At 43.1% G+C, this 18,978-nt stretch carries 18 protein-coding genes and 1 pseudogene; 1 reads left to right on the top strand and 18 read right to left on the bottom strand.

From position 1 onward, the window contains the following. Positions 1 to 157 precede the first annotated feature (157 nt). The 16 genes and pseudogenes from codY to ACQ5DJ_RS17735 form a co-directional block, all read right to left on the bottom strand. Complete coding sequence (gene codY / locus ACQ5DJ_RS17660; RefSeq protein ID WP_016743316.1) at positions 158 to 937, bottom strand: GTP-sensing pleiotropic transcriptional regulator CodY; 780 nt, start codon at positions 935 to 937, stop codon at positions 158 to 160. 40 nt (positions 938 to 977) lie between these two features. Beyond that, positions 978 to 2,375, bottom strand: coding sequence for an ATP-dependent protease ATPase subunit HslU (gene hslU / locus ACQ5DJ_RS17665; RefSeq protein ID WP_429843621.1), 1,398 nt, complete (start codon positions 2,373 to 2,375; stop codon positions 978 to 980). Positions 2,376 to 2,395: 20 nt separating this feature from the next. Beyond that, entirely contained in the window at positions 2,396 to 2,938 is a 543-nt protein-coding gene (gene hslV / locus ACQ5DJ_RS17670; RefSeq protein ID WP_017249336.1) for an ATP-dependent protease subunit HslV, read from the bottom strand. Between the two features lie 15 nt (positions 2,939 to 2,953). Continuing rightward, positions 2,954 to 3,895 carry a tyrosine recombinase XerC gene (xerC, locus tag ACQ5DJ_RS17675; protein ID WP_429843622.1) on the bottom strand — a complete coding sequence of 314 codons (942 nt, stop codon included), beginning with the start codon at positions 3,893 to 3,895 and terminating at the stop codon, positions 2,954 to 2,956. A gap of 61 nt (positions 3,896 to 3,956) precedes the next feature. Beyond that, a complete protein-coding gene (gene trmFO, locus ACQ5DJ_RS17680) occupies positions 3,957 to 5,270 on the bottom strand; it encodes an FADH(2)-oxidizing methylenetetrahydrofolate--tRNA-(uracil(54)-C(5))-methyltransferase TrmFO (protein WP_429843623.1) in 1,314 nt (437 codons plus the stop codon). 39 nt (positions 5,271 to 5,309) lie between these two features. After that, positions 5,310 to 7,388, bottom strand: a complete 2,079-nt coding sequence (topA, locus tag ACQ5DJ_RS17685; protein ID WP_429843624.1) for a type I DNA topoisomerase — start codon at positions 7,386 to 7,388, stop codon at positions 5,310 to 5,312. 106 nt (positions 7,389 to 7,494) lie between these two features. Then, positions 7,495 to 8,630, bottom strand: a pseudogene (gene dprA / locus ACQ5DJ_RS17690) (DNA-processing protein DprA). Positions 8,631 to 8,746: 116 nt separating this feature from the next. Continuing rightward, a complete protein-coding gene (gene sucD / locus ACQ5DJ_RS17695) occupies positions 8,747 to 9,649 on the bottom strand; it encodes a succinate--CoA ligase subunit alpha (protein ID WP_007719376.1) in 903 nt (300 codons plus the stop codon). Between the two features lie 130 nt (positions 9,650 to 9,779). Continuing rightward, entirely contained in the window at positions 9,780 to 10,940 is a 1,161-nt protein-coding gene (sucC, locus tag ACQ5DJ_RS17700; protein ID WP_007719385.1) for an ADP-forming succinate--CoA ligase subunit beta, read from the bottom strand. A 186-nt stretch (positions 10,941 to 11,126) separates the two neighbouring features. Continuing rightward, positions 11,127 to 12,182, bottom strand: a complete 1,056-nt coding sequence (locus ACQ5DJ_RS17705; protein WP_429843625.1) for a hypothetical protein — start codon at positions 12,180 to 12,182, stop codon at positions 11,127 to 11,129. A gap of 36 nt (positions 12,183 to 12,218) precedes the next feature. Next, positions 12,219 to 13,112, bottom strand: coding sequence for an AlbA family DNA-binding domain-containing protein (locus ACQ5DJ_RS17710; RefSeq protein ID WP_429843626.1), 894 nt, complete (start codon positions 13,110 to 13,112; stop codon positions 12,219 to 12,221). Positions 13,113 to 13,196: 84 nt separating this feature from the next. Beyond that, positions 13,197 to 13,535: an SCP2 sterol-binding domain-containing protein gene (locus ACQ5DJ_RS17715; protein WP_429843627.1), complete on the bottom strand. Its 339-nt coding sequence runs from the start codon at positions 13,533 to 13,535 to the stop codon at positions 13,197 to 13,199. A gap of 71 nt (positions 13,536 to 13,606) precedes the next feature. Next, positions 13,607 to 13,921 carry a YbjQ family protein gene (locus tag ACQ5DJ_RS17720; RefSeq protein ID WP_048033469.1) on the bottom strand — a complete coding sequence of 105 codons (315 nt, stop codon included), beginning with the start codon at positions 13,919 to 13,921 and terminating at the stop codon, positions 13,607 to 13,609. A 123-nt stretch (positions 13,922 to 14,044) separates the two neighbouring features. Continuing rightward, complete coding sequence (locus tag ACQ5DJ_RS17725; protein WP_429843628.1) at positions 14,045 to 14,857, bottom strand: GGDEF domain-containing protein; 813 nt, start codon at positions 14,855 to 14,857, stop codon at positions 14,045 to 14,047. Then, entirely contained in the window at positions 14,854 to 15,210 is a 357-nt protein-coding gene (locus ACQ5DJ_RS17730) for a hypothetical protein (protein ID WP_017249346.1), read from the bottom strand. The genes ACQ5DJ_RS17725 and ACQ5DJ_RS17730 overlap by 4 nt, the downstream gene beginning before the upstream one ends. A 29-nt stretch (positions 15,211 to 15,239) precedes the next feature. After that, entirely contained in the window at positions 15,240 to 15,962 is a 723-nt protein-coding gene (locus tag ACQ5DJ_RS17735) for an EAL domain-containing protein (RefSeq protein WP_429843629.1), read from the bottom strand. Between the two features lie 498 nt (positions 15,963 to 16,460). Here ACQ5DJ_RS17735 and ACQ5DJ_RS17740 point away from each other — a divergent pair, with 498 nt between their 5' ends. Next, complete coding sequence (locus tag ACQ5DJ_RS17740; protein WP_429843630.1) at positions 16,461 to 16,769, top strand: protease inhibitor I42 family protein; 309 nt, start codon at positions 16,461 to 16,463, stop codon at positions 16,767 to 16,769. A gap of 752 nt (positions 16,770 to 17,521) precedes the next feature. Here the strand turns inward: ACQ5DJ_RS17740 and ACQ5DJ_RS17745 are convergent. Both ACQ5DJ_RS17745 and ACQ5DJ_RS17750 read right to left on the bottom strand, forming a co-directional pair. Further along, complete coding sequence (locus tag ACQ5DJ_RS17745) at positions 17,522 to 18,082, bottom strand: PsbP-related protein (protein WP_429843631.1); 561 nt, start codon at positions 18,080 to 18,082, stop codon at positions 17,522 to 17,524. Positions 18,083 to 18,143: 61 nt separating this feature from the next. Then, entirely contained in the window at positions 18,144 to 18,698 is a 555-nt protein-coding gene (locus tag ACQ5DJ_RS17750) for a PsbP-related protein (RefSeq protein ID WP_429843632.1), read from the bottom strand. Positions 18,699 to 18,978 lie beyond the last annotated feature (280 nt).

Consider the following 18,978-nt stretch of genomic DNA (forward strand, 5'->3'; position numbering starts at 1 on the left):
ACAAATCTCAATGAATGCATTCAAAATCAACATATAATTTATGGTAATAATGTGTCGTTTTTCGTTATAAATAGGAATAAAGTCCCATGAGAAAAGGTGCAGCAACATGAGTTGCTACACCTTTTGTTTACTTTCTTGTAACTTTTGGCAAGGTATATTACGAGGTTTTGAGCTTCTCCAGCTCAGGCAACAGCTTTTCATTCAGCACTTTAATGAAGGTACCTTTCATCCCCAAAGAACGGGATTCGATAACGCCCGCACTCTCCAGCTTGCGCAGTGCGTTTACAATTACGGAGCGAGTAATCCCTACGCGATCCGCGATTTTGGAGGCTACGAGCAAGCCTTCTTTGCCTTCGAGTTCTTCAAAGATATGTTCAACTGCTTCCAACTCACTATAAGAGAGGGAACCAATCGCCATTTGTACAACCGCTTTGCTGCGTGCTTCTTCTTCGATGGCTTCAGAACGCTCGCGCAAGATTTCCATACCTACTACAGTTGCCCCTACTTCTGCAAGAATCAAGTCGTCATCGACAAATTGATCGTTAATACGACCCAAAATCAGCGTACCAAGACGATCTCCTCCACCCATAATTGGAACAAGCGTCGTCCAACCTGTGCGGAATACTTCTTTCATTTCAACTGGGAAAATGGTGTATGGGCTATCTACATCCAGGTTCGCAGATGTTTCATCTACTTTCAGTAATCCCATGCTGTACTCTTCTGGAAAACGACGCTCTTCCAGCATTTTGCGCATACGGCTGTTATCCATCTCTTGATGAATCGCAAAACCGAGAAGTTTTCCTTTGCGGCTTACAACATAAGTATTTGCTTCAATAACGTCACTCAAAACTTGGGACATTTCATTGAAGTTCACGGCATGACCCGCAGATTTTTGCAACATGCGGTTAATTCTTCTTGTTTTTGACAGTAGATCCATCTCTATTTCCTCCTAATTATATGTGCTGCCTATCCAATGTTTATAAAATATATTGACTCAAATCTTTGTTCCCCACGATTGTACCTAATTTCTGTTTGACATAATCGGGGGTAATCTGTACAACTTCTAGGTGGATTTCTGGGGCTTCAAAAGAGAGATCCTCCAGTAGCTTCTCCAATATGGTGTGCAATCGTCTAGCACCAATGTTATCTGTGCTCTGATTGACCTCAGCAGCGAGACGAGCGAGTTCCTGAATGGCTTCCGGTGTAAATTCAATACGCACACCTTCTGTTTCCAAGAGGGCCACGTACTGCTTAAGCAACGCGTTTTTAGGCTCAGTCAAAATTCGGACAAAATCTTCAACGCGCAAGCTAGTCAGTTCCACCCGAATCGGAAAACGGCCTTGCAATTCAGGAATTAAATCTGATGGTTTTGCCATGTGAAAAGCACCAGCTGCGATAAACAGAACATAATCTGTTTTGACAGGACCATACTTGGTCATGATAGTTGAGCCTTCCACAATCGGTAAAATATCACGCTGGACCCCTTCACGGGATACATCCGGGCCACGCCCATCCTTACCCGCAATCTTATCAATTTCGTCAATGAAGATAATACCGTGTTGTTCAGCTCGACGAATTGACTCCTGCGTAACTTCGTCCATATCCACCAGTTTTTGCGCTTCCTGCTGAATTAATACCTTTCGCGCATCTTTTATTCGCAATTTTCGTTTCTTCATCCGCTTAGGCATTAGGCTACCGAGCATATCTTGCATTTGCATCCCCATTTGTTCTGTACCCGGAACCTGGAACATGTCAAACATCGAAGGTGATTGATCTTCGACTTCAATCTCAATCATTTGCTCTTCTAACTGGCCATTCGTCAATTGCCACATGACTTGTCTGCGTTGCTGCTGGATCGACACTTCTTCTTGATCAGAGGTATCCTGCTGCTGTTGCTGCTGTCCACCAAAGAACATCTCTAACGGATTTTTGAACGAGTTCGACTGCTTGCGAGATGGGACCAGTACGTTCACAATCGCTTCATTCGCAAGCTTCTCAGCTTTCTCTTTCACCGACTCTACTTTTTCCTGTTTGACCGTACGGATAGAAGCTTCCACCAGATCACGGACCATCGATTCCACATCTCGACCTACATAACCGACTTCCGTAAACTTCGTTGCTTCTACTTTAATAAAAGGAGCACCTGTCAGTTTTGCAATCCGACGTGCAATTTCCGTTTTTCCAACACCAGTAGGTCCGATCATCAAGATGTTTTTTGGAACAACCTCTTCAATCATTTGCTCTGGCAAACGACTGCGACGATAGCGGTTGCGAAGCGCTACAGCAATAGCTTTCTTGGCTTGTGCCTGCCCGACAATGTATTTATCCAAATGCTCTACGATCTTACGCGGGGTTAATTGCTCAAGATTCAGCACAGTAGGTTCCTCCCTTTCGCTCAATTCAACTCATCCACAACAAGATTGTTGTTTGTGAACACGCAAATTTCAGCAGCGGTACGAAGCGATGCTTCCGCAATTTCACGTGCGCCGAGATCCGGCGCATATGTTTTCAATGCACGACCTGCTGCAAGGGCAAAGCTACCACCTGAACCAATTGCAAGAATCCCATCATCAGGCTCAATGATTTCGCCATTTCCGGAAATAAGCAACAAATGTTCCTTATTGGCAACAATCATCATGGCTTCCAAACGACGCAAAATTTTATCCATGCGCCACTCTTTCGCCAGCTCTACAGCCGCACGCTGCAGATTGCCGTGATACTCCTCCAGCTTTCCTTCAAACTTCTCAAAAAGCGTAATGGCATCAGCAACAGAGCCAGCGAATCCTGCTAAAACTTCGCCGCGATATAGACGTCTTACTTTTTTGGCACCGTGCTTCATTACCATGCTGTTGCCAAAAGTAACCTGACCATCTCCGGCCATCGCTACAGAACCATTGTGCTGTACAGCAAATATGGTTGTTGCGTGAAACTGTTCCATCACTGATTCCTCCCGTTATGTCCGATTGGCGGAACCTGTATTGCCCGGGTTTGCTCGTGGGTGAGCGGTGTCATATACATGCCGAAGTCGCTCTTTGGTCACATGGGTGTACACCTGTGTCGTCGAAACATTGACGTGTCCCAGTAATTCTTGTACGGTACGCAGATCAGCGCCGCCGTTCAACATATGGGTCGCAAACGTATGACGAAAGGTATGTGGTGAAACCCGCAATTGAAGAGCGTACGTATCTACGTATTTGTCTACAATCCGCCGAACACTGCGGTCGGATAACGGTTCTCCCCGATAGTTAACCAGCAAATTGCCGTGTTCTACTTTTCCAGCCAACAGTTTTTCTCTTCCGTATTCTAGGTATTGCCGAAGAACGTCGCAGGCATAACTTCCAACCGGCACATATCGTTCTTTCGCTCCTTTTCCGTAAACCAAGGCGACTCCCATGCTCAGATTCACATCACTTACAGATAAAGTGGTGAGCTCCGTAACACGCATGCCACTTGCATACAACAGTTCAAAAATCAGCCGATCACGAATTCCCAATGGAGTGGTTGTATCAGGCAGATCGAAAAAAGCTTGAACTTCTTGCGGATATAAAAAGGAAGGAAGTTTCTTCTCCATTTTGGGAGTGGAGACTAGTTGAAATGGATTTTGTTCCAGTTGACCTTCACGCAACAGAAATCGGTAAAAGCTACGCAAACTGGATAGCTTGCGGGCAATACTTCGCCGGGAAAGCCCCCTGCCAGCCAATTGCGCGAGAAAGGAGCGACCATGCAAATAAGAAACAGCAGCAAATACGGTGATTTGGTGCTGTTCCATAAAGGAGACAAATTCGCTGATATCTGCCACATACTGCTTCACCGTATGAGGAGAGGCGTTTTTTTCAACTCGCAAGTAGCGGGTAAACATCTCAATATCCGCAGAATTTTGTTGCGAAATTTCCATACGGGATGCACCCTCCTCGAAGCACCTATATAGTAACACAGACGAAAATCGGATATCAATGTTAATTGTGTCGTTCTTGTGTAAAATTCTGAATTGTATCTAGCGCCCGCTCAGCGAGCTTTTCATTTTTCAAACGCTTGTCTCGGATTCTTTCTGGCCATTCCGGTACCAATCCGAAGTTTGCGTTCATTGGTTGGAAATGCTTTGGATCTGCCGTTGTAATATAACGAGCCATGCTGCCCATAATTGTTTCTGGCGGAAGCTCGATCAATTCTTCTCCTTTTGCGAGTCGTGCTGCATTTATCCCCGCAAGCAGGCCAGATGCTGCTGACTCTACATATCCTTCTACGCCAGTCATTTGACCAGCAAAGAAAAGTGTTTCCCGATCTTTATACTGATACGTAGGCTTCAACAGTTTTGGCGAGTTGATAAAGGTGTTGCGGTGCATGACACCATAACGAACGATTTCGCAGTTTTCCAACCCAGGAATGAGTGAAAAGACTCTTTTTTGATCCGGCCATTTTAGATGGGTCTGGAAACCTACGATGTTATACAATGTCGCAGCACTATTATCCTGACGAAGCTGTACAACCGCGTAAGACTTTTTGCCTGTACGTGGATCAATCAGACCTACTGGCTTCATGGGACCAAATGTCATGGTTTTGTGCCCACGCTTTGCCAATACTTCAATCGGCATGCAGCCTTCGAAGAAGATTTCCTTTTCAAATTCCTTCAATGGAACGGTTTCTGCAGAGATCAGCGCATCATAAAAGCGATTGAACTCCTCTTCTGTCATCGGGCAGTTCAGGTAGGCTGCTTCACCTTTATCATATCTGGAAGCAACGAATACCTTGTTCATATCAATCGAGTCTTTCTCAATTATGGGCGCAGCTGCATCATAGAAGTACAGATATTCTTCACCAGTCAGCTCTTTTAACTTTGTAGACAAAGCTGGAGAAGTAAGTGGCCCTGTCGCAATTACGACAATCCCATCAGGAATTTCGGAAATCTCTTCCGAAATGACCTCAACTAAAGGATGATTACGAACGGCATCTGTAACATGAGCCGCGAACTCGTGTCTGTCTACGGCAAGCGCGCCTCCAGCTGGAACCGCGCAACGATCTGCCGCGTCGATAATGACAGAGTTCAGTCGACGCATTTCTTCTTTTAATACACCCACTGCATTCGTCAACGTGTTAGCACGCAATGAATTACTGCATACCAACTCTGCAAATTTATCGGTATGGTGTGCAGGCGTTTGTGTCTTCGGTCTCATTTCATACAGCTTTACTTTTACACCCGCCTGCGCGATTTGCCATGCTGCCTCACTACCAGCGAGACCAGCGCCCACTACTGTAATTGTTGGTTGTGACATGCTGTTAATCCTCCAAACTACAAAATCGAATCAGGCTGCTTAGGAGTCCGCCTCTTCTTGATAATCACACTTGGTGCAAACAATGCTAACTCCTTGCTTCTTCCGCTTTTTCTCCACGAGCATGCTAGAGCATTTTGGACAAGGTCTGGCAATCGGTTTGTCCCACGATACAAATTCACATTCCGGATATTGATTGCAGCCGTAAAAAATACGACTCTTCTTAGATTTACGTTCGATAATCTCTCCGGTTTCACACTGTGGGCATTTTACTCCGATATCTTTTACAATCGGCTTCGTATTACGGCAATCCGGGAATCCGGAACAAGCTAAAAACTTGCCAAATCGACCAAGCTTATATACCATCACACGGCCGCAAAGCTCACATGATTCATCCGACTCTTCGACTTTCAGCTCTACTTCTTTCATTTCTTCTTCTGCAACAACTACACGCTTTGCAAAGTCGTGATAAAAATCGTCCAGCACCTGCACCCAATTGGTGGACCCTGCTTCGATATTATCCAAACCTGATTCCATATGCGCAGTGAATTCAACGTTGAGAATCTCTGGGAAAAACTCCTCGACAAGCGTGATCACAATCTCGCCCAATTCTGTCGGAACAAATCGTTTCTCCTCTAACGCCACATAGCCCCGCTTTTGAATGGTCTCTAATGTAGGCGCATAGGTAGATGGACGTCCAATCCCCATCTCTTCCAATGATTTAAGCATGCGCGCTTCAGAGAATCGAGGTGGTGGCTGTGTAAAGTGCTGACTCGGCTCGATTTCTTTTTGTTCGAGGATTTGTCCTTCTTCAATGGGCGGAAGAAAGCTTTCTTCTTCTGCACTATCATCGCTTCCTTCAATATATACCTTCATAAATCCAGGAAACTTCACTTTGGATCCTGTTGCTCTGAAGGTAACTCCACCTGCGTCAATATCTACGCTCATCGTATCAAGAACAGCAGATGACATTTGACTGGCAAGGAAACGTTCCCAGATTAATCGATACAAGCGAAGCTGATCTCTCGACAAGTATTCCTTGATTTCATCCGGTGTACGCATTACACCTGTTGGACGAATCGCTTCGTGAGCGTCTTGAGCATTTTCGTTTTTCGCCTGATTGCGTGGCTCAGTTAACACATAGTCTGGACCATATTTCTCAAGTATGTATTCTCTTGCTTCATTCTGTGCAGTCGCAGATAGACGAGTAGAGTCTGTACGCATATAGGTAATCAAACCAACTGCGCCTTCTTTATTGCCAACGTCGATCCCCTCATAGAGCTCTTGAGCAATTCGCATGGTCTTAGAAGTGCGGAAGTTCAGCTTACGCGCTGCCTCTTGCTGTAGAGAACTCGTGATAAAAGGAGGTGCAGGATTGCGCTTACGCTCACGCTTGGTTACCTTTTGTACCACGTATGGTTTGTTCTTCATTCGTTTTAATACCGCTGCTACATCATCTTCTGAATGAAGCTCCACCTTTTCATCGTCATAACCATAGAACTTAGCGTTAATTTCTTTTCCGTCGCTGATCAATGTACTCGCAATCGTCCAATACTCTTCCGGTATAAACTCTTGGATCTCCCGTTCACGATCCATGATAAGCTTTACCGCTACCGATTGAACACGTCCGGCACTCAAGCCTTTTCGAACCTTTTTCCATAGAATTGGACTAATATTGTAGCCAACGAGTCTGTCGAGAATGCGACGTGCCTGTTGAGCATTAACCAAGTCCATGTTTATGTGTCGTGGATGCTTGAACGCTTCTTTGATGGCATCTTTGGTAATCTCATTAAATACCACACGAAGCGGCTGATTCAAATCGAGCCCAAGGTATTGTGCCAAATGCCAAGCAATTGCCTCCCCTTCGCGATCCGGGTCGGCTGCGAGATAAACTTTTTTCACTTTTTTAGCGGCATCTTTTAAGCCCTTCAATACATCGCCTTTGCCGCGAATGGTTATGTATTTGGGTTCAAAATTATTCGTAACGTCTACACCCATTTGACTTTTCGGCAAATCACGTACATGCCCGATAGACGCTTTCACGATATATTTACTACCCAGGTATTTTCCAATGGTCTTGGCCTTCGTAGGGGATTCTACGATTACTAGCGTATCAGCCATTTTTTTCCTCCCCTTTTAGTAAGGAATCTTCCCTATTATTAAATACCCTTATCCGGTTTGTCAAACACTTGTACGTCTAGACATTACCAAATATCTGGAAATAACACTAGCAACGAGCAAAATAACCACCCGGAAGTGCCACGATGGCCCCTTTTGCTTCCAAACGAATCACCAGTTGATGTAGCATCCTGCGTTGGTCTTTTTCTAAACTGCTCATTAACTCATCCAGATGAATGCCATCATATGTTACGGCTTCTACAATCGCTTTTTCTTCATTAGATAAGGGAATAACATCGGTTGCCTTTCTGTTTTCGACCTGCTGCATCTGCTCAACTTCTGGAAAATGATGTTTGATTTCCTCCCATATATCGTTACTGCACGTTACTAGCTTTGCACCTTGTTTGATCAAGTTATGCGGTCCCGCACTCATCAATGAAAAAATCGGGCCAGGAATTGCAAAAACTTCCTTGCCTTGCTCAAGTGCACAGTCTGCCGTAATCAAGGATCCGCTTTTTTCTGCTGCTTCCACCACTAATACTCCGATAGAAAGTCCACTTATGATACGATTTCGCTCTGGAAATAATCCAGAAATAGGTGGAATATGAGGGGGATATTCACTAAGGAGTAGGCCAAAAGATTCAATTTCGCGATAAAGTTCTCGATGCCGAGAAGGATAAACATGATTCATTCCGCAACCGAGCACACCAATGGTCTTACCGCCTGCTTTCAACGTAGCTTGGTGAGCTTCCGCATCAATTCCATACGCTACCCCTGAGACAATAACAAGACCCGCTTGTACCAGCTCTCGGACCAGAAAGCTACAGCCCGCTCTTCCATATGGTGTCGTTTGCGCGAACCAACGACGCCAATCGACAATTTTTCCAATAATTTGTGATCGCCACGATAGAACAACGTCCATGGAGAATCGGGGATATTGCGGAGCGAGACAGGATAAGCATCATCAAAAGGACATAAGAAGTGTGTTCCCTCTTCTTCACGCTTTTCCAATAGTGCCATAACTGAAGCTTCATTGCTTTGCTTGTCAACCTGCCCAGTGATCAAGGAAGTCAATCTGAGCTCCTGTGCCAGTTCATGCCAATTTTCGATGGCAACCTGAAAAGAACCTGTGATATCAAAGATTTCTCGGATTTTCTTTCTTCCCAAACCCGATATCATCGTTAACACATACAGCCAGTCTCTCTCGTCGAGCTTCGCCTTTCCCATTCCGAAGTCCTCCTTCATCCCGATCGCTATTGTCACAGGGGACGGGTTTTGAAAGTTATTCTATCGAAAGAAAGAGGCTACTTCAAAAATAAAAAAGTGGACAAGCCTAAGCCTGTCCACTTCTGTCTTTATGCTTACTTGCCCATTACTTTCTCGAGCATACCGCGCTCTTTCAGCAATTCAACAAGCGTTTCACCGATAACTGCAGGTGTTTTCGCTACGCGAATTCCACATTCTTCGAGCTTCGCGATTTTCTCAGCAGCTGTACCTTTACCACCGGAGATGATCGCACCAGCGTGGCCCATACGTTTTCCTTCAGGAGCGGTTTGTCCGCCGATGAAGCCTACAACTGGTTTTTTCATGTTAGCAGCGATCCACTCAGCTGCTTCTTCTTCTGCAGTACCACCGATTTCACCCAGCATGATAACTGCTTCAGTGCCTGGATCTTCGTTGAACATTTTCAGTACATCGATGAACTCCATACCTTTTACTGGGTCTCCACCGATACCTACAGCTGTGGATTGACCAAGGCCGCGAGTAGAAGTTTGGTGAACTGCTTCATAAGTCAAGGTACCGGAGCGAGATACGATACCTACTTTACCTGGAACGTGGATGTAACCAGGCATGATACCGATTTTGCACTCACCTGGAGTGATTACGCCAGGGCAGTTAGGACCTACGAGAAGGGTTTTCTTACCTTCCATGTAGCGCTTAACTTTTACCATGTCCAAAACTGGGATACCTTCTGTGATGCAGATTACCAGATCCAGTTCAGCGTCAACTGCTTCCATGATCGCGTCAGCAGCGAAAGGAGGAGCAACGTAGATAACGGATGCAGTAGCACCAGTTGCTTCAACTGCTTCTTTTACTGTGTTAAAAATTGGAATACCGTCAACTTCGGTTCCACCTTTACCAGGTGTTACACCGCCCACCATTTGTGTACCGTATTCAACGGCTCCGCGAGTGTGGAACAGACCAGTTGCACCCGTAATCCCTTGCGTAATTACTTTTGTATTTTTATTAACGAGAATACTCATCGCGTAATTTTCCCACCTTTTTTAACGTGTAGGAATTTATAAGCTCAGCTTATAAATTTCCGGAGCGCATGAAAACTTTCCGAAGAGTCGCGGTCGCTCAGCACTGAGTAACGTATCTACTCGAGATAACTTACTTTACCAAGGATACGATTTTCTCAGCGCCATCAGCCATAGATTCTGCAGCTACGATGTTCAAACCGGACTCATTGAGGATTTTCTTACCCAAATCTACGTTTGTACCTTCGAGACGTACAACGAGAGGTTTGTCCAATTTGATTTGTTTTGCTGCATTCACTACGCCGTTTGCGATAACGTCGCATTTCATGATGCCGCCGAAGATGTTGACGAAAATACCTTTTACTTTTTCGTCACGGAGAATAATTTTAAACGCTTCCGTTACTTTCTCTTCAGTAGCTCCGCCACCAACGTCAAGGAAGTTAGCAGGGTCTCCACCGTAGAATTTCACGATGTCCATTGTTGCCATCGCCAGACCTGCACCGTTTACCATGCAACCGATGTTACCATCAAGTGCGATGTAGGACAGATCGAACTTGGAAGCTTCGATTTCTTTCTCATCTTCTTCATCCAGATCGCGCAGAGCTACGATGTCAGGGTGACGATAGAGAGCGTTGCTGTCGAAGTTCAGTTTCGCATCCAGTGCCATTACTTCACCATCGCCAGTTACAACCAGTGGGTTGATTTCAGCGATAGAAGCATCTTTATCAACAAAAGCTTGGTACAAGCTCATCATGAACTTGGCAGCTTTGTTAATCAATTCTTTTGGAATGTTGATTGCGTAAGCCAGGCGACGAGCTTGGAAGCCATTCAGACCTGTTACTGGATCAACTACTTCTTTGAAGATTTTTTCTGGATTGTTTGCTGCTACTTCCTCGATGTCCATACCGCCCTCTTCGGAAGCCATCATTACAACGCTTCCAGTAGCACGGTCAACAACTACACCAACGTAGTATTCTTTCTTGATGTCGCAGCCTTGCTCGATAAGAAGGCGCTTAACTTCTTTACCTTCTGGTCCTGTTTGATGAGTAACCAGTACTTTGCCAAGAATTTCGCTGGCATATGTACGAACTTCATCAAGATTTTTTGCAACCTTTACACCGCCAGCCTTACCACGGCCACCAGCGTGAATTTGCGCTTTTACTACGTTTACTTGGGTGCCCAGTTCTTTCGCTGCTTCAACAGCTTCTTCCACTGTGAAAGCTACGCGTCCTTCAGGAACTTTTACACCGTACTGCTTAAGTATCTCTTTACCTTGATACTCATGAATGTTCATTCTCCATCCTCCTATGGCAGATAAAGATCGGCAGGCTTTTAGACCGGTTCAAAGACGTCTGTCTTTTTCCGGTCATAACCTCCACTATCAGTGCAACGTAACTATTCTACGACAAAAACTGCAAAAGTGGTAGTAATATGTTCTTTTTATCGTGACCAGAATTGCGAAACTTCATGAGGGTATTCCTCATTTTCGTAGAGATTGAAACATTTTCCACTCGTTTTCAGCGAGTTCATCGTGGATATACCAAGTTTGATCATACTTAAAGTAACGTGGATATATTTCAATTCTCTGTTCTGTATCATTCACAAAAAAATGAAGTTCGTATTGTTTTGAACCCGGATCTTTCGGTGGAACATTAAGTGGATCTCCACTTTTTAGCAATCGGACGGATTGATGGGCAATTCCTTGCTCGATTGTCGTTTGGGTGACATCCAACTCTGTGTCTTGAACGTTCATTGCGCCATTTGCTGTAATGCGAATCTGTGTAGATTTAAATAACTGATCGAACCTATCTTCCTTACGATTGCTTGGCGGCATCCATTCTGTTAACCGCGAAAATAGGCTACCCTCTACGTGAAAGAAAAACGTTTCTCTCCCAAAGGGGACAGCAATCAGCGTCGGCGTCAAAATGGCCACTTCCACCGGCTTGTCAGCAGAATTTATTCTCATCCGATAGTTCGGGTAGAGTGGATACTGCTTGCTGCGACTGTCCACCTCTGGGACTGCCGATCCCATTACTTTCCTGATGTATTCTGCTTCTGATTCGTTCAACACGCGCGCCTGACCAAGGTCCTCTGCCGCTAAGCGTACGCTTTGAATGTTTTGTGAGAGCACTCCTTTGCCAGTTAACTTGTTTACCCACTGATAAAAATAGCTGGCACCCGCTCCACGATAAGTGTGTCCTCCAAACTCACTTGCCGACTCCCCCACTGTCACGACAAGTGGAGCCTGCTGTGTTCGGTAGAGGACAAGCGTAAAACGTACATCCTCTTGCTTTAAAGGCTCGGATGATATTTGTAAATCTCGTCCTTGTCCGGACAGTTCTTGCAAAAACAAGCGCAAGTCCAATAATACTTCCTGACCATCCGTTGACATGACTGTTACTTTTTCAACCGCACCAAGCTCTGTCTCGATATGATCTTTCATGTCATCAGATACCTTACCTGACTGTGCGCAGCCAGTGACGAACAAGGTACTCACCATCATAACCAGTAGACACGTACGTAAAGACGATATCACGCAGTAACCCTCCTCGTGTATTCCTGTAAGATAACGCTACAGAAGTCCCAATCGACGGCTGATCTCACTGCCAAGCTTTCGTTTCACGTAAATTTCACCAATTTGGTGCGGATCTTTCACGATAACGGAGCGATTGTTCGTACGAATCACCACGTACTTTTCATTGTTTTTCTCCAAACCACAAATCAAATCTGATGAGGCTTCTACAAAGATAGCTACCACTGTTTTCCCATCTATTTTTTTCAATGAAATTTTTGGGAAAGGGGTCACAAACGGTGACGTCTTATCTTGGATGTATTGCGTAATAGCAAGAATGTATTTGTCCGGGTCTCCATACTGCTCGATCTCATGATCAATCCCGCACACTGTCCCCTCATCTGTAATACCTAAAAATAAATTCCCGTTGTTTGAATTCGCAAACGCCACAATAGACTTAATAATTCCCGTCTTTGAATAAAGAAAGTCGCGTTTGAATTCAATCATATCGTTCTCACCTAGTTTTGTTGCTGTCACGGGATCATCGATTCGACCTAAATAGCGAAAGCGACTGATTGCCCCTAAGCGATAGACGTATTCTTCAAATATATCTGCAGGCAGAGAAAGGTCTTCTATACTTGCATCTGTGTTTTGCCACAATTTATATGTTTGCGGAGCAAAGCACATGTCAAACAATACGTTTCCGCCGAGCGAGCGTATGTTCATACCGATGGAAGCAGGCATGATCTTCCCCGGTTGATAAGAGGCATCTGTTTCCACTTCCAATACTCCTGAATGAATTAAATAATCGAAATAATGACGCGGTAGTTGTGCATGATGCTTTAATAACTGACGTTCTGGCTTGGGTCGTCTGATTTCTTGATAAAAATCAAAACGCACAGATTGTTCTTCCAGTTGGCTTACAATCGCAATCAATGAACAAATATGGCGCATGTTTCCCCTCGTTTGGTGTTAGAGTAGGTGTCATTGTTTGGTCATATTTTAACGCAACTTTTAAAGAATTGACTAGTTTTTTCGTTATTTTTTCGTTTGATAGTGATGTAAGATTGTTTGTAATTTAAATGAAAGTCCCATTTCTCCGCTAATTTTTAGCTTTCCCGTTACAAAAGCAACGGTGGGATTCAAACGTCCCTCTACGAGTTTAATAAAATCTTTGTCTGATAACTCCAGCTTGCAGCCTGCTTCCCTTGTCACACCCATCTTGTAGTCCGACTGATTATCGGCAAAAACAATCTCGTAGGTGCCCCCCTCTTCTCCACTTAGGACAAAATGATAAACCGCATGTAATCCAACGATCCCTTGTGGCTGGTCATTTATTCTATTCGATAAATCCTGAAGAGTTTTTTGTACTTGCATGCTCACTTCTCCCTGCTTGCTATGTATTACGACCGCTTCCGGTAAAAAAAGAAAGCCGGGTGTTTACCGGCTTACTTCACTCGGACAGCAGTGCCTGTGGCAATAACCATCATCATACCTTCTCGCAATGTTTCGAAGTCGAGATCAACCCCAATCACTGCATTTGCACCTAATACCCGTGCTTTTTCTTTCATTTCACGCAAGGCCAGTTCACGACCTTCTGAGAGCTTGCTCTCATACGAGCCGCTTCTACCTCCGATGATATCCGTAATCCCTGCGAGAAAGTCACGGACTACGTTTGCGCCCATGATTACCTCTCCACTGACGATATCCAGATACTCTTCCACTTCTTTTCCTTGGATCATGCTGGTAGTCGTTACAATCATGTCATTGCCTCCTCATATCGATCTATTCACAATATTTATTACGTACCATAAAATAATTGGTTGCAAAGAAAGATCTTAGCCTGTCCAAAAGTGTATGCGCATTGCTGGCAAACTATACTTTTCCTATCCGACCGTGGAAGAAAGTGATTTGGATAATTTGGCAGCTGAGGAGCCTAAGCTTGCTTCAGCGATTAATTCCCGCCAGGATCTGGCGAAGAAGTCTGGTGTATCGTACCCGTTCACATGACCAACAGCTGCAGATACGAAGATATCCAGAACGTTGGTTGGACGTGTAATGAGCGATATGTATTCCTCAATCTGTTTATCGGAAATCGTAGAGATCAAAACAAACTCGTCCCCTGCATAACGACATAAGTAATCACCCTGTTCTTCAGCCAAAGAAGAGAGGACCGAAGAATAGGTGCGAATGACATCATCCCCGAATGGATGTCCATGCAGCTTATTAATTCGGCCAAAGTCGTTCAAATCGATAAAAAGCAAATGGAAAGGTTTTCGCTCCTTTAAAAAATTTTCCCCAATAAACTGGATGTATGGAGCGCGATACAAACCCGATAATGGGTCTCGATATTCTGCTATTTTCATCTCTACGATTTCTTTTGTAATGAATCCAATCAGTTGATCCTCTTGTTTGATCAAAGCAAGGCCATTTTGTTCTTGATGAAGCGTGTGATAGGCCTCCCATACATTGTGATTGGCTGACAGATAGAACGGCTGACTACTCATGGCATCGGCAACAATTCGGTTTGGATGAGCTGACAAAACGTCTCTCGTCGTAACCATTCCCACTACCTCTCCGTGATCCATGACAACTAACGAATCAACATGAGATTCGTTCATTCGCTCCGCCGCATAAGAGACACTTTTGTCAGAGGTGATGGTACAAATCGTCGTCGTCATGATGTCGGAGATGTTCATAAGAGGTCCACCTCTCGTTGCACAGACAATGCTATTTTTAACTCAGATCGCAGAACCATAGAGTCGCTAATCATACGCTCTGCCTCTTCCAGAATGATTTTCATCAACAATTTTTCATCAATCATTTGTAAAAGGGTATTTCTTAGCAAAACCGCCTCAATCTTTGGATGATTCATTTTCAGTAAAGTAAACTGCTCTGGTGAAAGTGCATCCGCCATTCTCCTTACAGCCTCAGGACCAATTGGTGCTTTCCGCCCGATGATCAACAGATCCTGCATCGGAGGGACTTCAAACTCGGATATTTTTAAGGAAAGCGTAGCTTTCCGAGAATATACGTTGTTATCACTAGCCATAAAAATTCCTCCAATTCTGCATTGCCCTCTTATTCGTCCGGCAAACTGCCTGGTTTACCAAACAAGTATCCCTGGCCGATTGCAACGCCCAATAAAGAAGCACAAGCAAAATCCTCTTCTTCCTCAACTCCTTCGAGAATGAGTTGAGGTGCATCTTTGCAAAAATCGACAAACAATTTTACAGTCTTTTGCTTTTCTAATGAACTTGAGAGCTCTTGCGAAAAAAAACGATCAATCTTTATGTAATCAGGCGAAATATCTTCAATTTTACTGAATATATTCGCGCCATCTCCCACATCATCCAATGCAATTAAGAACCCTATCTTTTTCAATTCAGCTATGCGGCGTGTAAAAATGGGTTCGCTCCAACATTCTCCTTCCATAATCGATTCGTTAATTTCCAAAACGATTTGGTTCAAAAAGGGACGAAAGGAACGAGCGATCTTTTGAATGAAGCTAGGAAATGTGTCTTCTATGATGGTAGAAGGAAAAATATTCACAAATAAAAGCTCGTTTTTGTGTTCGATCGACGAATGAAAAAAAGTCGAGAGCGCATAATGCAGGGAATGAGCGTCGAGTTCTGGCAGCTTTTTGTTTTCCTTTGCCAAAGAAAACAATGCCTCTGGATGGGTCCCCGTTTTACTGCGAAGTAATACTTCATACCCTATTCTACTTCTCTCAGGGAGTTGACATATGGGTTGAAATGCGTGGTAGTACTCTTTTTTCTTAAATAAATCTGCAATGCTCTCCATCAATTTTCCTTTCCCTTTCCTAGCAAGTATGAACACAAAGAAAAAGCTTCTTCCAAGCGAGAGATAATCTGCGCAACCTGGAAGTGCTGGGAAATGTACCTACATGCACGCGAGCAACAGAGATTCCACTCTCTTTGGGATACTTCTAGTCATAACAACGACTAGGTAATAAAGATTACAAATATCATCAGACATTTCGACAATATATGTCTTTGTCCCTACTTATTCGCCAGCATCTTGCATATTCCTTTCCAGATCATACTAATTGTTTCAAATTAATTAGGAACATTGTACGTATCATGGCTATTTTCTATCGTTATATTTTCGGAAAATGATAGATGTATCAAGTAATTCCACTACTTGTAAACGAACTGAATCACATGAAATACATGAAATTAAATTTATTACTGCTTGTTTCGTCGTTAGCAGCTATCACGCTTTATTCATATGGTATGGAAAATGGGTATCGACTTCATCTAAAGGAAGGATGGAAGACCAGTGGTCAAGACCTCAACGTATACACTACAAGCGCAAGAGGGCCACTTGTTCACGATTACGCTAGTGGCAAATCCCTCAACCGGCTATCAGTGGGACTTGTCTAATCCGGTGGATGCTCGCTTTTTATCGTTGCATGCGAATCATTTTGTTCCTCCACCATCGCCAGCTCGTATTGGGCAAGAGGGGCATCAGGTGATGTCCTTCCAGGCTTTGCGGCGAGGAATAACGTCGATTTCTTTGAAGTATTGTAGGCCTTGGGATAGTGGGGATTGCGGGGAGTTTGTGTTTTATGTTGTTACGATTGTATAGAGTCTGAGTTGAAAAGTACCTTATGTTACTTACTTGGTAGTGGAGTGGTTAGTTTGTATGTGCTTGGTTCATTTACGAGGCATATGCAGACTAACCGATTTTCCTCGAAAATTTGACTATTTGGCATTTGGACAAGCGTCGACATCTTTGGAGACGTGAACATGTAGTAAAGCAAACTGTGCATGGGAAACAAAAATCGAGGAACAGAAAAGGAGTATGATCAGCATACTGATTCAATCTGCGCATATTGATAATCTTCCGGAAGGATATGGTATAATTTGGATGAGGTGAGTAATATGGTATTCTTTGCTTTATCTGCATTGTACCTTAACCCTATTCTGGCTATTTTGTTCTTTGTTAACTTTACATTTATTATGAAGAAAATTGTCAACAAGAAGGATTATAGGCGAAATGCAGTTTTTGGATCATTGCTGATCGCATGGATCTTTTTTTCTTATGGATTGCTTATTATGGCAAGATAGTTGATTCACTGCTGGAAGAATTGCCTTTTATTTTTCATCTTTTTAATTTTAGGAAGTGAGCAAATTGAGTCACATCTGCAACATGTCCTGATTCTATATTAGGAAGCCCCCTCTATTTTCGCAATCATTCTTGCCACTTTTTTATGATGTAATATACCCGGGTCCAACATCTCAAATCCAAACTACTTCTTCTTAGCTAGCTGCTCTTTAATGAAAGTCCCCTTACTGTCATGGGGGCATTTCTTATTAGGTATCCTACGATCCAATATATTAATTCAAGATTTTAAAAGAGTTTGTCACTTTATCAATTGTTGAAGAGTATTTGTCAAGATCTCCATCTAAGCAGGTAAATCCTAGTACGTACCCCATTTCACCTTTAAATACAACAGTCATTTGATGAGTTAAATCTACATTATCTCGCTTTTCTCTTAAAAGAATCTGAAGAGCTGGAAGCTCATTTATTGTTATGTTGGAACTATTAAGAACCTCAATACCAGGTGTCTGCTTCTTAATAGTCTCAATCATTCCATCCTTATTGTTTTCCAAAGGAGATATTGCTTCCGCTGGCAATGCAAACGCCTTTACAGTTATATTTTCTGTATAAACGTCTTGTTCACTCTCATTTGGCGAATAAAACAGAACACTTACATTTTTTTGCATTGTATCAAAAGTCCAGTCTTTTGGATATGAAATGGTGAATTTATTATTTTTATCTTCATATTTTAAAAACTCATTCGTCTCTTCTGCTATTTTAGTTTGGGAGCAGCCTAGAAGTAAACTCACCACTAATAAACTTTGTATTAAGATTCTTAGATGACGTGGTATATCCATACTATTCCTCCATGTAGCAACTTTAGTTATTATTAATTTGTTTATGAACTAATACGATAAATTAATCTAAGACTTTGAAGGAGTTTCTCACTTTATCAATTGTTGAAGCATATTTGTCAAGATCTCCATCCTTGCATGCAAATCCTATTACATAGCCCGTTTTACCTTTCGCCACAAAAGTTAGTCTATAGGCTATATTTACATTATCTCGTTTTCCTTTAAATAGGATCTCAAGAGCTGAAAGTTCATTAATAGTTAGGTTAGAAGTATTTTGAACTTCAAGCCCAGGAGACTGTTTCTTCATCTTCTCAATAATTCCATTTTTATAGTTTTCCATGGGTGACCGAGCTTCATCAGGCAATGTGGTCGACATTACCATAATATTTTCTGTATGAAAGTCTTCATCGCTCTCCTTTAGGGAGTTAAACGCAACACTACCGTCTTTTGGATTCTCAACAACCGCCCAATCTAATGGGTAAGATATCGAAAACTTATTATTTTTATATTCTTTGAATTCAGTTGCCTCAACTGTTTCGTTAGTTTGGGAGCAACCTAACAGAAAGCCCATCACAAAAAAGCATTGAATCAAGATTCTTAGATGACGAAATAGTTTCATTAATAATCCCCCAGGTAATCAATTCCAGCTATTAGAATAACATTTTTTCCTAAAAATATTGTATTAGTAAATTTTTAAAACCACCTTCGGCTCTACTTTTAATCGTTCACTCTGCTTGATCATTGATTCCTATCTCGCTTTATTTAAAGCAACGTGGTTAATTCATTACAGTTGAATACTTGTTACTTCTGTAAATCGGTCATAGTTTTTTAAAAAAGTCCCTTATTGATAATATCCCCTTTGAGTAGACAGTGTAAAAAGCCCGCCCACCTAACGGTGG

Source organism: Brevibacillus sp. FIR094 (assembly GCF_050477165.1).
GTDB lineage: Bacteria > Bacillota > Bacilli > Brevibacillales > Brevibacillaceae > Brevibacillus.